We start from the raw sequence: 14,662 nt of genomic DNA, 5'->3' as shown, positions 1-14,662 counted from the left end.
TTCAAGGTGCACCCTTTCCCGCGGGGTTGCACGTTCTGTGTCAGTCCTCGGACATCTCCGGGTCCACCACCCGGGTGGCTCCCCCCTCCTTCGTCAGCCGGAGGGGTTCCACCCGCGCCCGCCGCGCCAGGGCCCGGGCCAGCGGCTCCGCATGGGTCGTCACCCACACCTGGCTGTCGCGCGAGGCGTTCACGATGAGCGCCGCCAGGGGCTCGAGCAGGTCCGGATGGAGGCTCGTCTCCGGTTCGTTCAGCGCGAGGAACGCCGGGGGCCGGGGGCTCATCAGCGCCGCCAGCAGGCACAGGTAGCGCAACGTACCATCCGACAGTTCGCGCGCGGACAGGGGACGCTTCAACCCCGGCTGGTGCAGCAGCAGACTGAAGCGTCCCCGAGGGGCCTGGATCTCCAGGCGCGCGCCCGGAAAGGCCTCGGAGACGGCGCTCTCCAGGCCCCCGGCGTCTCCCACCTCGAGGATGGTCTGGAGCGCGGCGGCGAGGTCGCTCCCGTCCTGGGCGAGCACGGGCGTGCGCACGCCCATCCGCGGCGAGCGCTGGGGCGCCTCCAGGTCCGTGCGGAAGTGGTGGTAGAAGCGCCATCCCCTCAGCGCGCCCTGCACCTCGGCCAGGCGCGGGAAGCGGTGGGGCTCGGCGAGCTGCGACAGCACCGACTCGCCCGCCCAGAGCCGCAACGGATAGGTGACCCGCTCGCCGTGCGCGTCCCGGAGGAAGGCCGTGCGCTCCTTGCGCTCCAGCAGCACCACGCGCCGCCGGCCCTCCAGCGCCCACAGGTGCTCCTCCTTCACCTCGGGATCCAGGTTGAAGAGGCTCAAGGGCTGACCGCTCTCGTCCACCTGGGGCGGCACCGCGCCGAGGGTCAGCTGGTACTCCAGCTCCTCCCAGCTGACGCCCACCGTCAGCAGCGAGGGCCCCCGCTCGCGCGCGCCCGCCCACAGCACGCTGGGCACCCCGCCCTCCTCCGCGAGCGCCCGCGACAGCCGACCCTCGGCGGCCTCGGACAGCAGGTGGAGCGCGCGGTAGAGGTTCGTCTTGCCGCTGCCATTGGGCCCCACGATGACGGTGAGCGGCCCCACGGGGAGCACGAGCCTGCGCACCGAGCGGTAGCCGGCGACCTCCAGTTGGGTGATGGGCATGGCGCCCTACCCTATGACATGAGCGGCCCCTGTCGGGTTCACGAGACAACATCGCACCCCATGTGAATCCGCCCGCCACGCCCATGGAGCGAATGTGTGCCGTGCACCGGACAACGCCCGCTTGAGAAGACGCACGCTCCCTCACTCCCCAGCCTTCCCCGCCATTCCTATTTCCAGGCCCTCACTGACGGCTCGGGCCTCGACCAGGGGAATGGTGTGGGACTGCAAGACACGACGCTCGGATGGAAGCAATGGTCGCTGGTTGCCGCGCTCTGGGTGTCGCCCGTGTGGGCGGAAGCACCCGCCGCGCTCACCCCGCCCACCGCGCCCGGCGGCGCGGACATCTCCAACCTCGCCGAGAGCGCCTCGGCCAAACCCCAGCTCAACTCCTCGCTCGACAGCGAGGACGAGGAGGCGCCCCCCGAGTTCACCCTCGGCCCGGCGGAACCGGTGGCGCCGGGTGAGCGCAAATGGGTGCACAAGCTCGACGGCACGAGCCTCTCCTCCTATTTCGCCGAGGGCGTGCTCGCCCAGGCCAAGGGCGCGTACGACCAGCACCGCTACCGCGTCGCCCGGCAACTGCTGGACAAGGAGGCGCCGACGGCGCCCGTGCGCTACCTCCGGGCGATGAGCGCGTTCGGCCAGGGACAGTGGGCCGTGGCGGCCGAGGAGCTCGAGGGGCTCGCCCAGGACTGGCCCGTGATGAGCGACTACTGCCACTTCGAGGCGGCGCGGGCGTACGAGAAGCAGCGCAAGTGGACGGAGGCCATCGCCCACTACGAGGCCGTGAAGCCCGGCGCGCGGCGCTACACCGACGCGCGCTTCGGCATGGCGTCGCTGCTCGAGAAGCGCAAGCGCGACTACGCCGCGGCCGTGGCGGCCCTCACGCCCATCGTCCAGACGGACACGCCCCGGCCGGGGGACCCGGATCAGGCCGCCGCGTGGCTCACCATCGCCCGGCTGGCGCGCTACCAGGCCGACTACAACGGCGAGCACCGGGCGCACCTCGCGGTATGGGCGCTGCACCCCTTCTCCAAGGAGGCCACGGCGGCGGTGAAGGGCCTGCGCGACCTGCCCTACGTGCCCAAGTGGAAGGTGGCGCGCGCCGAGACGCTGCTGTCGCTGCACCAGAACCGCGAGGCGATGGACACGCTCGGGCGGCTGCTGCCGAAGCTGGAGCTGCCCGACGAGCTGGCCTGCCGCGCGCACTTCGCCTACGGCACCGCCCTGCGCAAGGAGCGCAAGCACTCCCAGGCCATCCGCGTGCTGCGGCCCGTCACCGAGCAGTGCCAGGACGCCGCGCTGCGGCCCCGCGCCCTCTACGTGCTGGGCTACTCGGAGTCGGTGGTGGAGCCGGAGAGCTCCATCAACACCTACCTCCAGCTCGCGCGCGACTACCCCCAGCACCCCTATGCCGATGACGCCCTCTTCTACGCGGCGGGCAAGGCGCAGGAGCGCGGGGAGAAGGCCGCCGCCGTGAGCTACCTGGATCAGCTCATCGCCAACTACCCGGAGGGCAACTTCGCCGCCGAGGCCCTCTTCCAGCGCTTCTGGATGTACCGCGCCGAGGGCAAGAACGAGGCGGCGCTCGAGGCCCTCACGCGCATCGAGGCCCTGCGGGGCACGGGCTCCACGCACGAGTTCGTGCAGCGAGCCCGCTACTGGCGCGCGCGCCTGCTGCCCGGCCTGGGCCGCGCGGTGGAAGCACATGCGCTGCTCGAGCGCGTCGCGGCCGAGGGCGCGGCCACGTGGTACGGCCTGCTGGCGCGCTCGCGCCTGGCGCACGAGGCCCCGGAGCGCACGAGCGCCATCGTCGCGCGGCTGCGTCAGCCCACCAGCCCCGCCGAGGTGTGGCCCCTGGAGGCCGGCGCCCTCATGAAGGACGCGCACTTCGTCACCGGCCTGGAGATGCTGCGGCTCGGACACCGCGAGGCGGCCGCGGAGCTGCTGGCCGTGGATCGCAAGGGCCGTGACGAGGAGTCCATCCGTCTGCTCTTCCACCTGCTGCGCGCCTCGGGCAACGAGCGCCATGCGCGCCCCATCGCCTGGGCCTTCCGGCGCGAGGGACTGGCGGCGCCCACCGAGGCCGAGACGCGCCTCATCTACTCGGCGGCCTACCCCCAGCCCTTCCGCGAGCTGGTGGTGCGTCACTGCCGCTCGGCACGGGTGAACCCGGACCTGATGCAGGCGCTCATGCGCGAGGAGAGCGCCTTCAATCCCAAGGCGCGCTCGTCCACGGGAGCGCTCGGGCTCGCCCAGCTCATGCCCGCCACCGCCTCCGTGGTGGCGCGCGAGCTGCGGCTGACGCTGGCCACGCCCGACGCCCTGCTCGAGCCGCACCACAACATCCGCCTCGGCTCGGCGTACCTCGGCGGCCTCCAGCGGCGCTTCTCCGGCAACCTGGCGTACGCGGTGGCCAGCTACAACGCGGGCCCGGGCGCGGTGGACCGGTGGATCTCCCGCTTCCCCGACGCCGAGCTGGACGAGTGGGTGGAGCAGATCCCCGTGGAGGAGACGCGCCTGTACGTCAAGCGGGTGCTGGGCAGCGCGGCGGCCTACCAGTTCCTCTATGACTCGGGCTCGCTCACGACACTGGCCTTTGGAGACCGGGGTTCCAATAATGCGGGCTCGCGCTGAGCCCCCATGTCCCCAGAAGAAATCCACGAGTCCAACACCCGCTTCCAAGACGCCTGGCGTTTCTTCGCCCGTGGCAGTCCCACCGGCGAGGTGCTCGACCAGCCCGAGGTGTGCATCGCGGCGAGCAATGTTCCCTGGGCCATGCTCAACGCGGCCTTCCTGCCCGCCCCGGTGGACACGGAGTCGGGCCTGAGCCACGCCGCCACCGCCGCCGCCCGCTACTTCATGCCCCGGAGACAGGGCTGGATGCTCGCGCTGTGCGAGGACTGGGTTCCGCCCGCCCTGCGCGCGCGCGCGGCGTCCCTGTTCGCGCCCCTGGGCCTGTCGCCCAGCGTGGTGGCCACCGGCATGGTCGCCGAGCGGCTGCTTCCCCCCGCCCGTCCCCTGCCCCGCATGGAGATGAGCGCGGCGAGTGACGCGCGCGTGCGGGGTGACCTCGCCGACCTCAACTCCCTCAGCTACGACGTGGCGCTGGCCACCGGTCGCCAGGTGTTCGATGTCCCGGCGATGTTCTCCGGCGACAACCTGGGCTTCGTCGGCTACCGCCTCGAGCAGGCCGCCAGCTGCGCGGCCGTGATGCGCGCGGACGACGTCGCCTACGTGTCCATGGTCGCCACCCTCGCCCCCCACCGGAAGCTCGGCTGCGCCGAGGCCATCATCCGCCACGCACTCACCGAGGCCCATCGCGCCTGGGGCCTGGAGCGCACGGTGCTGCACGCCACTCCCGCGGGACTGCCCGTCTATCGCCGCATGGGCTACCGGCCCGTGACCCGCTTCCAGTTCTACATGGCGCCACCCGCCGTGGGCCGGTGAACGCCTTTCCTGGAAAACTGTTTTCACGAAGAACACTGGTATCAGACCCGGGGTCGATTCAAGCTGGCGGAAGGAGCGCGCTAGGGTCTTCGCATGCGAGCCATTGCAGTGGGGGGAGTGGAAAGCATCGAGGCCGTGACGAGCTCCTTCTGGGCGCTCGCGCCCTACGGCATGGTGCTGCTGCGACTGGCGTTGAACTCCCAGACGCCTCTCCAGGATGCCCTGTGGATCCAGGCCAATCCCGCCACCCGGCGCCTGGTGCCGGACGCGCACCTGTTTCCGGGCCTGCGCCTGCGGGACATCCTCGACCAGGACAAGCAGGAGCCCTTCGTGCGCGAGCTGCTGCGCTGGGAGGACTCGCTCGAGGACGAGGGAAGCCTTTCCACCGAGCTGACCCATGGCGAGGGAGAGGACCGGGTCGTCTTCCACATCGACGCGGCCCAGCGCGCCGGGCACCTGATGCTGTGGATCCGCGACATCACCGCCGAGCGGCGGGAGACGGAGTCGCTGCGGCGCGATCGGGAGCTGTTCCAGCGGGTCATCCACTGCGCCCCGGACGCCATCTTCGCCAAGGATCTCGACGGGCGCTACACGCTCATCAACCCCGAGGGAGCGCGCGCGATGGGCGTCTCGCCGGCGGACATCATCGGCCATGGCGACCAGGACATCTTCCAGCCCGAGGATGCGAGCGCCACGCGGGCCCATGACGAAGAGGTGCTCGCCGCGCGGCGGCCCCTGACGTACGAGGACGAGGATGTCGCGGGCCAGCGGGTGTGGCTGTGCACCAAGGGGGTGCTGCGGGACGAGAAGACGGGAGCCGTCACGGGGTTGTTCGGCATCTCCCGGGACATCACCGAGCGCAAGCACCTGGAGCGAGCACTCCAGGAGAGCGAGGCACGCCACCGGTGGGCGGCGCGCGCCACCCGGGAGGTGCTGTGGGACTGGCATCTCGGCAGCGGCGAGATGAACTGGAGCACGGTGCTCGGAGAGGTGTTCGGCGAGGCACCCGAGCAGTGCGGCACGTCACCGGGCTGGTGGAGGGAGCGCATCCACCCGGACGATCAGCCGCGGATCCTGCGCGCCCTGCACGCCGCGATGGAGGGCCGGGAAGAGCACTGGTCGAGCGAGTACCGCTTCCGGCGGGCGGACGGCACCTACGCGTGTGTGCTGGAGCGTGGCCACATCGACCGGAGCCCCGAGGGACGGCCCGAGCGGCTCATCGGCGCGATGATGGACGTGAGCGAGCACAAGCGGCGCGAGGAGGAGTCGGCCCGGGAGGCACGGCTCGTCGAGCGTGTCCTCGGCATCGTCAGCCATGATCTGGGCAGCCCGCTGGCCGCCATCCGACTGTCCGCGCAGATGCTGGCGCAGTCCCCCAACCTCACCCCGGCGCAGCACACCACCCTCTCGCGCATCGAGGAGACCACCCGGCGCATGACCCGGCTGACGCGCCAGATGCTCGACAGCGTCCGGGCGCGCGACAAGGCCCTCCCGGTGGTGCGCCATGCCGTGGACCTGGAGCAGGTGTGCCGCCGGGTGCTCGACGAGTTCGCGGCCATCTACCCGCGGCGCCACATCCAGCTCACCGTGGAGGGCGACACCCAGGGCCACTGGGACGCGGACCGACTGGCGCAGGTCTTCTCCAACCTGGTGGGCAACGCGATCGAGCACGGCGACGAGTCCCACCCCATCACCATCCAGCTCTGGGATGCCGCCGGAGAGCAGCGGCTGGAGGTGAACAGCCACGGCAGGCCCATCGACGCGGCCCTGCTGCCCCACCTCTTCGAGCCCTTCCGGACCGGAGGCCGCGGCGGACGCCGGGCCTCGGGGGGCGTGGGGCTGGGCCTCTTCATCGTCCGGGAGTTCGTCCGGGGGCACCAGGGCGAGGTGGAAGTCCGCTCCTCACCGGAGGAGGGCACGACCTTCACGCTCCGCCTCCCGCGCCACGCGCCCGGCGCCACCCACGCGCCGGGCGCCTGACACCGCGAGCGCCTCGCTCAGCGCGTCTTGAGGTTCTGGGTGACGAAGTCCCAGTTGACGAGGCTGTCGAGGAACGTGGAGATGTACTTCGGGCGCGCGTTGCGGAAGTCGATGTAGTAGGCGTGCTCCCACACGTCGATGGTCAGCAGCGCCTTCTGGCCGTGCTTCATCGGCAGGTCCGCGTTGCCCGTCTTGGTGATGGCCAGCTTGTCCTTGTCGAGCACCAGCCAGGCCCAGCCCGAGCCGAACTGCGTGGCGGCGGCGTTGGAGAACTGCTCGCGGAAGTTCTCATACGAGCCGAAGTCGCGGTTGATGGCGTCCGCGAGGTCACCCGTCGGCTTGCCGCCGCCGTTGGGCTTCATGCAGTTCCAGTAGAAGGTGTGGTTCCACACCTGGGCGGCGTTGTTGAAGACGCCCCCGTCGCTGCTGAGGATGACCTGCTCGAGCGACTGGTTGGCCTCGGGCTTGCCCTCCAGCAGCTTGTTCAGGTTCGTCACGTACGCGGCATGGTGCTTGCCGTGGTGGTACTCGAGCGTCTCCGCGCTGATGTGGGGGGCGAGTGCATCCTTGTTGTAGGGCAGTTCGGGCAACGTGAACGGCATGGGAACGTCCTTTCGTCGTGGGTACGCTGAAGCTGCCCTTGCTCTACCGGCATGCGGTCCGTATGTCAGCGGCCTGGTCAATAAATTGTCCGGTCGCCAATGAGATGGCGCGGACGGACGGGGAAGGGGCCACGGGGATGTCACGGGAGAGCCGGACGGGAGAGGCAGCCATGGCCATGGAGCGCACCTCCGAGAACCTGGCGCGCAACCTGCGCGCGCTGCGCGACGCACGCGGCCTGAGCCAGCAGCAGATCGCCAGGCTGGCGGGCGTGCCGCGCGCGACGTGGACCCACCTGGAGTCGGGCAGTGGAAATCCGACCCTGTCGGTCCTGTTGCGCGTCGCGTCGTCGTTGCAGACCACGGTGGAGGAGCTGCTCGGCGCCCCCCGGCAGGAGGCCCGGCTCGTCAAGCGGGCGAGCCTCTCCTCGCGCACCAAGGGCAACGTGCGGATCGAACGGGTGCTGCCGGACAGCCTGCCGGGCCTCATCATCGAGCGGATGGACTTTCCCGGCGACGGCGTGCTCGTGGGCGTTCCGCACACGCCCGGCACGCGGGAATACCTCACCTGCGAGAGCGGCACCCTGGAGCTGGTGACCGTCGGCTCCGTGTGGACGCTCGAGGCGCGCGACGTGCTCGTCTTCCGGGGGGACCAGAAGCACACCTACCGCAACAAGGGGGACAAGCCGCTGGTGGCCTTCAGCATCGTCGTGCTGGCCCCCGGAGGCATCTGAGCGCGCCGGCTGCCCGGCGCGTCCCCCCTCACGGCGAGGCGGAGGGCGGCGGCAGGGCGAGCGCGTCCCGCAGCTCGCGCAGCTTGGTCTGGATGGCCCGGGCGTTGGTGGGCCCCATGCGAACCAGGTGCTTCTGCGCGGCGCTGAGCCCCTCGAGCTGCTCGGAGGCGTAGTTGAAGTTCACCCCGCCCGGCGCGTCCACCACCTCCACGTCGCCCTCGGGCACGGGGGTGTCCAGCATCCGCTGGATGGCGTTGGCGAGCGTCTGCTCGAAGCGCTGTCCGGGGCGGCTGATCTCCAGATAGGACCCCTGGATGAGGGGCCGGAGCGCCTTGTACGTGATGGCGCTGGTGGACGTGTCGAGCGACGTGAACACGCGCGTCACGCCGTCGTAGCGGGCGAAGCTCTCGGGAGCGATGAAGAGGCGGCGCTCGCGCTGGATCACCTGGAAGTCCCCCACGGGGGCCATGAAGGACAGCGCGGAGCGGGGGCTCTGGCCCTCGGCGATGTTGGACACGGCCGAGGAGAAGCGGCGCACCAGGTCCTCGGTGGAGGACAGCCACTTCTGCAGCTCGGGCAGGGGGGACAGCAGGCCCACCAGCTCGCGCACGCGGGCATCGCTCTCCGCCAGGGGAGGCAGCGGCGGGGGCACGTCATCAATGGAGGCATCCGGCGCCGTGGCCACGGGGGGAGAGGGCTCGGGCGTGGGCTCGGCGACCGGCGCCTGGCGGCCCTTCCACCAGGAGTAGCCCACGATGGCGAGCGCCACCACGACGCCCAGGAGCACCACGATCAGCGGCGCGCGCGAGGGCGGGGGCTTCGAGGCGCCCGGGGGCGGGCCGAACGACGAGGGCGGCGGCATCGGATCGCTCATGGTTCCTCATTCCTCCAGGACAGCGGCGTACGGGGCCAACGGCCCGCCTCCCGCGCTATTTCCCGGGAGGGGACGACGGAGTGGCGACGTATTGCTCCAGGCGCGTGATGCCCAGCTTCTTCATGCGACTTTGCAGCGTGGAGGGTTTGAGACCCAACAGCGCCGCGGCACCCCCGGGGCCGTAGAGCCGGCCCTGCGTACGGGCGAGCACACGCAGGATGTGCTGGCGCTGCACCTCCTCCAGCGTCGCCACGGAGCCCTCCTCCACGTGTTGCGAGACGGGCACGGGGGCGGGGGCGGGCTCGGACGGACGCTTCGGCTCGGGCGCCCGCGCGGGCACGTCGAAGGACTCGGCGCCCAGCTCCCGCTTGCGCGAGAGGATGGTGGCACGCTCCAGGGCGTTGGCCAGCTCGCGGATGTTGCCCGGCCAGTCGTAGGCCGCCAGGCGCGCGAGCCCCTCCGGCGCCACCTTCATCCCCCGCCGCGCCGTCCTCCGGGCCTGCTCCTCCAGGAGGAAGGCACACAGGAGCGGCAGGTCCTCCAACCGCTCGCGCAACGGCGGCAGCCGCAGGGGAAAGACGCTCAGCCGGTAATAGAGGTCCTCGCGGAAGCGCCGCTGGGAGAGGGCCTGGCGCAGGTCCACGTGCGTGGCGGCGAGGATGCGCACGTCCGCGCGCACCGTCCTGTCACTGCCCACCGGCTCGAAGGTCTTCTCCTGCAGGGCGCGCAAGAGCTTGGCCTGCAGCTCCACCGGCATCTCCCCCACCTCGTCGAGGAAGAGCGTGCCCCCGTGCGCCATCTGGAAGCGCCCGGCCCGGTCCTTCGTGGCCCCGGTGAACGCGCCCTTCACGTGGCCGAACAGCTCGCTCTCCAGCAGCCCCTCGGGAATGGCCGCGCAGTTGAGCGTCACGAAGGGCCCCTCCGCCCGGGTGCTCCAGCGGTGCACCGCCCGCGCCAGCCGCTCCTTGCCCGTGCCCGTCTCGCCCAGCAACAGCACCGGCGTGTCCGTCTCCGCCACCTGCCGCGCCCGCATCGCCAGCTCGCGCACCACCGGGCTGCGCGACGTCTCCAACACCCCCACCTCGTCCCCGCCCAACTGGGACTCCAAGAGCCGCGCGTGCTCGTGCTCGCGCTGGTGCAGCCGCTCGAGCGAGCTCTTCTGCTCGACCTCCTGCAGCGACGTGGCCAGCATCTGCCCGTACACCTCCACCAGATCCACCACCGACTGCGGATACGTCTCGCACTCGGTTCTATCCAACGTCAGCAGCCCGTAGCAGCGCTCCGCCGCGCACAGGGGCACCACCATGCACGAGTGCCCGGGCGGCAGGTCCAACACCCCGTCGAACGGGTCCCCATCTCCATGCGAGTGGTCCTCGTCCGTGAAGGCCCGCGCCCGCCGCGTCTCCAGCGCCTGGCGCAGCGAGGGGAAGTCCGCCAGCCGCAGCTCGTGCCGGCGCACCCGCTCGCTCGCCAGGGGCCCCCGGGCCACCACCGCCACCAGCTTTCCTTCTCGCAGCAAGAAGAGCGTGGCGAGATCGAAGCGCACCACCCGGGTGAGCCACTCCAGCCCCCGGCGCAGCAGCTCCGCCACCGGCCGCTCCGAGGTCGCCAGCTCGACCAGGTCCCGGGCTTCCCCGCGCCATTCCGCACGTGCCACCGCAACGATGTCATCCGCCATACGTCTACGTAGATAACCGGGGCGGCACCGAAATGTCAGTGGCGCCGGACACCGTTATTTCGGTATGCACCGTCCCGGCGGCACCGACTGGAACACGGGGGAGCAGCAACCCCCTGGAATCACGAAGGACGTGTTCTGGCACGGCGGCTGCTTTGAGAGTACACGAACTTCACCACCCGGGCCTGGAAGCAAGCAGGCCCCCATCCAAGGAGTCGAAGAACATGCTGACCGTTGGCGACAAGATTCCCGCGTTCAACCTCAAGGGCGTGGTGAGCCTCGAGAAGGGCAAGGAGTTCAAGGACATCAACCAGAGCTCCTACAAGGGCAAGTGGACGGTGCTCTTCTTCTGGCCCAAGGACTTCACCTTCATCTGCCCCACGGAGATCGCGGAGTTCGGCAAGCGCGAGAAGGACTTCCAGGATCGCAACGCGCAGATCCTCGGCGTGAGCACGGACAGCGAGTACGTGCACCACGCGTGGCGCACGCACCACCCGGACCTCAAGGCCCTGCCCTTCCCGATGCTGGCGGACATCAAGCGCGAGCTGAGCGCGGCGCTGGGCGTGCTGCACAAGGACGAGGGCGTGGCCCTGCGCGCCACCTTCATCGCGGACCCCGAGGGCATCATCCGGCACGTGTCGGTGAACGACCTGTCGGTGGGCCGTAACGTGAGCGAGGTGCTCCGCACGCTGGACGCGTTCCAGACGGACGAGCTGTGCCCCTGCAACTGGCAGAAGGGCGAGGAGACGCTCACCACCAAGCTGGCGAAGGCGGGGTAAGGCGTCATGGCGTCGCTCGAAGTCGTTCGCGGTGAGCTGGCGGATGCCCACAAGGACACCCGCCTCAACCTCCAGTCCGTGCTGGAGAACAACAGCCTCACCCCCACTCAGCGCTGGGGCGTGGCCGTGGCGTGTGCCTACGCCTCGCGCAACGAGCTGCTCAAGAAGGCCATTCTCCACGAGGCCCGCCAGGCCCTCGGCGAGCAGGCCGAGCCCGTCATCGAGGACTCCCGCGCGGCGGCCTCGCTGATGGGGATGAACAACATCTACTACCGGTTCCGTCACATGGTGGGCAAGGAGTCCTACTCCACCAAGCGGCCCGGTCTGCGGATGAATCGTCTGGGGCAGGTGCTCACCAACAAGGTGGACTTCGAGCTCGTCTGCCTCGCGGTGAGCGCCATCAACGGCTGCGAGATGTGCGTGCAGTCGCACGAGAAGGTCGTCATCGACGGTGGCATCTCCGAGGATCAGGTGAACGATGCCATCCGCATCGCCTCGGTCATCCACGCGGCGGCGGTCGGTCTCGAGTCGTAAAGCCGTCAGTTCCCCATCGCGCGGGCTTCCCAGAAGCGCCCTCCGGTATCACCACCGGGGGGCGCTTCCTTTTGCGCCCTCGTGCATCCAATCCACACTCTTCAGAAAGGACATCCACATGTACCGCAGCCCGAGCCCCCTTCCCGAGCAGTCCCGCGCCGCCCTCGTCGAGCAGCTCAACGCGCGTCTGGCCGACGGCCTGGATCTGCACAGCCAGATCAAGGTCGCGCACTGGAACATCAAGGGCCCGCAGTTCGCGGCGCTCCATCCGCTCTTCGAGACGTTCGCGGTGAGCCTGGCCAACCACAACGACTCGGTGGCCGAGCGCGCCGTGACACTGGGCGGCAAGGCCTACGGCACCAGCCGCTACGTGGCCAAGACGAGCCGGCTGGCGGACTACCCGCAGGAGACGACGAAGGACCTGGAGCACGTGAAGCTCCTGGCCGAGCGGATCGAAGGCTACCTCGTCGGCTTGCGCGACAGCCGCAAGGCGGCCGAGCAGCACCAGGACACGGACACCGTGGACCTGTTCACCGGCATCATCACCGAGTTCGAGAAGCACGCGTGGTTCCTGCGCGCCTCGCTCGAGAGCTGAAAAGCGGGCACGCGGGAATGAACCCGCCTGCCCACCCCCTCACCTCTCCAGCCTCAGGGTGACTGCGTGCCCGCGACGGACTGGGTGCGGCCCACGCCCATCTGGTCCAACGAGAAGGCCCAGAGGTCGCTGTACTCCTCGATGATCTTGCTCGTGGGCTTGCCCGCGCCGTGGCCAGCCTTGGTCTCGATGCGGATGAGCACCGGGGCCTCACCGGCCTGCGCCGCCTGGGCGGCCGCCGTGAACTTGAAGCTGTGGCCGGGCACCACGCGGTCGTCATGGTCCGCGGTGTGCACGAGCATGGCGGGGTACTGCGTGCCGGGCTTCACCTGGTGCAGCGGCGAATAGGCGTGGAGCGCCTTGAACTCCTCCGGGTTCTCCGCGGAGCCGTAGTCGCTCGTCCACGCCCAGCCGATGGTGAACTTGTGGAAGCGCAGCATGTCGAGCACGCCCACGCCGGGCAGCGCCACGCCGAAGAGGTCCGGCCGCTGCGTCACCGCCGCGCCAACGAGCAACCCGCCGTTGGAGCGACCGGAGATCGCCAGCCGAGGCGTGGAGGTGTACTTCTGGGCGATGAGGTACTCGGCCGCGCCGATGAAGTCGTCGAAGACGTTCTGCTTGCGCAGCTTCGTGCCGGCCTCGTGCCACTCCCGGCCGTACTCGCCGCCGCCGCGCAGGTTGACCACGGCGTAGAGGCCACCCTGCTCCATCCACACCAGGTTGGCCACGCTGAAGCCCGGCGTCAGGGGGACGTTGAAGCCGCCATAGCCATACAGCAGCGTGGGCGTGGTCCCATCCCACTTCAGCCCCTTCTTGTGGCTGAGGAAGATGGGCACGCGGGTGCCGTCCTTGCTCTGGAAGAAGACCTGCTCCGTCTCGTATTGCGACGGATCGAACTTCACCTGGGGCGCCTTGAACACCGTGCTCTGACCCGACTTCACGTCGTAGCGGTACACGGTGGGCGGCGAGGTGTAGCTGGAGTACGAGTAGAACGTCTCCGTGTCCTGACGCTTGCCGTTGAGGCCCGACACGCTGCCCAGGCCCGGCAGCGCGAGCTCGCCCTGGGGCTTGCCGTCACGCGACACCCGCCGCACCACCGAGTGCGCGTCCTTCATCACGTTGAGCAGGAAGAGCTCGTTGACCATGTCCACCGAGGCGATCGTCTCCTCGCCCTGGGGGATGATCTCCTTCCACTCCTTGCGCTCCGGCTTGCGCAGATCGATGGCGACCACGCGGCCGCGGGGCGCGTCCAGATCCGTCTTGAACCAGAACAGCGTGCCGTCGTTGGCGATGTAGTCGTAGTCCGCGTCCCAGTCGCGCAGCAGCTCCACGACCTTGGCCTTGGGGTCCTTCAGGTCCTTGTAGAACACCAGGTTCTTCTGCTCGGTGCCCCGTGAGACGTTGATGAGCAGGTAGCGCCCGTCGTCGGTGACGTGGCCCCCAAAGCCCCACTCCTTTTGATCCTTGCGCTCGTAGACGAGCGTGTCCTGGCTCTGCGGCGTGCCGAGCTGGTGGAAGTAGAGCTTCTGGTAGTAATTGGAGCCGCTGAGCGCCTCGCCCGCCTTGGGCTCGTCATAGCGGCTGTAGAAGAAGCCCTTGCCGTCCCGGGTCCACGAGGCGTCCGAGAACTTCACCCACTTGATGATGTCCGGCAGATCCTTGCCCGTGCGCACGTCACGCACGCGCAATTCCTTCCAATCGCTGCCGGCGGTGGCCACGCCATAGGCCAGCAGGTTGCCGTCGTCGGTGATGTCCTGCCCGGAGAGCGCCACCGTGCCATCCGCGGACAGCGTGTTGGGATCCAACAACACCCGGGGCTCGGCCGAGAGCGAGTCCGCCGTGTAGAGCACGGACTGGTTCTGCAGGCCGTCGTTGCGGAAGAAGAAGTAGCGGCTGCCCTCCTTCCAGGGGACGGAGAAGCGCTCGTAGTCCCACAGCTCCGTCATGCGCTGCTTGAGCCGCGAGCGCAGGGGAATCTTCTCCAGATAGCCGAAGGTGAGCTGGTTCTCCGCTTCGATCCACTGACGGGACTCGGGCGAGTCCGGGTTCTCCAGCCAGCGGTAGGGGTCGGCCACCTTCGTGCCGTGATAGTCGTCGACCACGTCGTCCTTGCGCGCGGCCGGATAGCTCAGGCCCCTGGGCGCGCTGACGGGCGTGGCGGCGGAGGGAGACGGAGCGCTGGGGGCGGGCGCCTCCCGCGGCTCCGGAGCATGACTGCAGTGCGTGAGCCAGAAGGCGCACGCGACAGCGGAAACAAGAGGGGTTCGCATGGCGCGCGAACCTATCAGCCCG

Annotated in this window: 12 protein-coding genes; 7 read left to right on the top strand and 5 right to left on the bottom strand. The window is 69.8% G+C overall.

The features are described from left to right. Positions 1-40: 40 nt before the first annotated feature. Positions 41-1,150, bottom strand: coding sequence for an AAA family ATPase (locus tag CYFUS_RS11780; protein ID WP_095985311.1), 1,110 nt, complete (start codon positions 1,148-1,150; stop codon positions 41-43). A gap of 216 nt (positions 1,151-1,366) precedes the next feature. Here CYFUS_RS11780 and CYFUS_RS11775 point away from each other — a divergent pair, with 216 nt between their 5' ends. The 3 genes from CYFUS_RS11775 (at position 1,367) to CYFUS_RS11765 (ending at position 6,580) form a co-directional block, all read left to right on the top strand. Beyond that, positions 1,367-3,787, top strand: a complete 2,421-nt coding sequence (locus CYFUS_RS11775; protein WP_095985310.1) for a transglycosylase SLT domain-containing protein — start codon at positions 1,367-1,369, stop codon at positions 3,785-3,787. 6 nt (positions 3,788-3,793) lie between these two features. Further along, the gene (locus tag CYFUS_RS11770; protein WP_095985309.1) at positions 3,794-4,600 is read left to right on the top strand and encodes a GNAT family N-acetyltransferase; all 807 of its coding nucleotides are present in this window, start codon (positions 3,794-3,796) and stop codon (positions 4,598-4,600) included. Between the two features lie 93 nt (positions 4,601-4,693). Next, complete coding sequence (locus CYFUS_RS11765) at positions 4,694-6,580, top strand: PAS domain-containing sensor histidine kinase (RefSeq protein ID WP_095985308.1); 1,887 nt, start codon at positions 4,694-4,696, stop codon at positions 6,578-6,580. 17 nt (positions 6,581-6,597) lie between these two features. On the opposite strand, the gene CYFUS_RS11760 is transcribed toward CYFUS_RS11765, so the two are convergent. Continuing rightward, entirely contained in the window at positions 6,598-7,182 is a 585-nt protein-coding gene (locus CYFUS_RS11760; protein ID WP_095985307.1) for a superoxide dismutase, read from the bottom strand. Between the two features lie 170 nt (positions 7,183-7,352). Here CYFUS_RS11760 and CYFUS_RS11755 point away from each other — a divergent pair, with 170 nt between their 5' ends. Next, a complete protein-coding gene (locus CYFUS_RS11755) occupies positions 7,353-7,913 on the top strand; it encodes a helix-turn-helix domain-containing protein (RefSeq protein WP_095985306.1) in 561 nt (186 codons plus the stop codon). Positions 7,914-7,941: 28 nt separating this feature from the next. On the opposite strand, the gene CYFUS_RS11750 is transcribed toward CYFUS_RS11755, so the two are convergent. Together CYFUS_RS11750 and CYFUS_RS11745 are read right to left on the bottom strand one after the other, a co-directional pair. After that, positions 7,942-8,787 (bottom strand): DUF3014 domain-containing protein, encoded by an 846-nt coding sequence (locus CYFUS_RS11750; protein WP_232537504.1) that lies wholly within the window; start codon positions 8,785-8,787, stop codon positions 7,942-7,944. Positions 8,788-8,842: 55 nt separating this feature from the next. Next, entirely contained in the window at positions 8,843-10,465 is a 1,623-nt protein-coding gene (locus tag CYFUS_RS11745) for a sigma 54-interacting transcriptional regulator (protein WP_095985305.1), read from the bottom strand. A 221-nt stretch (positions 10,466-10,686) separates the two neighbouring features. Here CYFUS_RS11745 and CYFUS_RS11740 point away from each other — a divergent pair, with 221 nt between their 5' ends. The 3 genes from CYFUS_RS11740 to dps all read left to right on the top strand — a co-directional run bounded on the left by CYFUS_RS11740 (position 10,687) and on the right by dps (position 12,370). Beyond that, positions 10,687-11,241, top strand: coding sequence for a peroxiredoxin (locus CYFUS_RS11740; RefSeq protein ID WP_095985304.1), 555 nt, complete (start codon positions 10,687-10,689; stop codon positions 11,239-11,241). Between the two features lie 6 nt (positions 11,242-11,247). Beyond that, complete coding sequence (locus CYFUS_RS11735; protein WP_095985303.1) at positions 11,248-11,775, top strand: carboxymuconolactone decarboxylase family protein; 528 nt, start codon at positions 11,248-11,250, stop codon at positions 11,773-11,775. Positions 11,776-11,893: 118 nt separating this feature from the next. Further along, positions 11,894-12,370 carry a DNA starvation/stationary phase protection protein Dps gene (dps, locus tag CYFUS_RS11730; protein WP_002626619.1) on the top strand — a complete coding sequence of 159 codons (477 nt, stop codon included), beginning with the start codon at positions 11,894-11,896 and terminating at the stop codon, positions 12,368-12,370. A 53-nt stretch (positions 12,371-12,423) separates the two neighbouring features. Here the strand turns inward: dps and CYFUS_RS11725 are convergent, their stop codons facing one another. Continuing rightward, entirely contained in the window at positions 12,424-14,640 is a 2,217-nt protein-coding gene (locus CYFUS_RS11725) for a prolyl oligopeptidase family serine peptidase (RefSeq protein ID WP_198316548.1), read from the bottom strand. Positions 14,641-14,662 lie beyond the last annotated feature (22 nt).

Source organism: Cystobacter fuscus (assembly GCF_002305875.1).
GTDB lineage: Bacteria > Myxococcota > Myxococcia > Myxococcales > Myxococcaceae > Cystobacter > Cystobacter fuscus_A.
Note: the sequence above shows the minus strand (reverse complement) of the source record. Positions and strands in the feature narration are given on the sequence as shown.

Coding starts and splice junctions, on each gene's coding strand:
- CYFUS_RS11735 (WP_095985303.1), top strand. CDS start 11,248: ATGGCGTCGCTCGAAGTCGTTCGCGGTGAGCTGGCGGATGCCCACAAG.
- CYFUS_RS11725 (WP_198316548.1), bottom strand. CDS start 14,640: ATGCGAACCCCTCTTGTTTCCGCTGTCGCGTGCGCCTTCTGGCTCACG.
- CYFUS_RS11780 (WP_095985311.1), bottom strand. CDS start 1,150: ATGCCCATCACCCAACTGGAGGTCGCCGGCTACCGCTCGGTGCGCAGG.
- CYFUS_RS11745 (WP_095985305.1), bottom strand. CDS start 10,465: ATGGCGGATGACATCGTTGCGGTGGCACGTGCGGAATGGCGCGGGGAA.
- dps (WP_002626619.1), top strand. CDS start 11,894: ATGTACCGCAGCCCGAGCCCCCTTCCCGAGCAGTCCCGCGCCGCCCTC.
- CYFUS_RS11765 (WP_095985308.1), top strand. CDS start 4,694: ATGCGAGCCATTGCAGTGGGGGGAGTGGAAAGCATCGAGGCCGTGACG.
- CYFUS_RS11740 (WP_095985304.1), top strand. CDS start 10,687: ATGCTGACCGTTGGCGACAAGATTCCCGCGTTCAACCTCAAGGGCGTG.
- CYFUS_RS11755 (WP_095985306.1), top strand. CDS start 7,353: ATGGCCATGGAGCGCACCTCCGAGAACCTGGCGCGCAACCTGCGCGCG.
- CYFUS_RS11760 (WP_095985307.1), bottom strand. CDS start 7,182: ATGCCGTTCACGTTGCCCGAACTGCCCTACAACAAGGATGCACTCGCC.
- CYFUS_RS11750 (WP_232537504.1), bottom strand. CDS start 8,787: ATGAGCGATCCGATGCCGCCGCCCTCGTCGTTCGGCCCGCCCCCGGGC.
- CYFUS_RS11770 (WP_095985309.1), top strand. CDS start 3,794: ATGTCCCCAGAAGAAATCCACGAGTCCAACACCCGCTTCCAAGACGCC.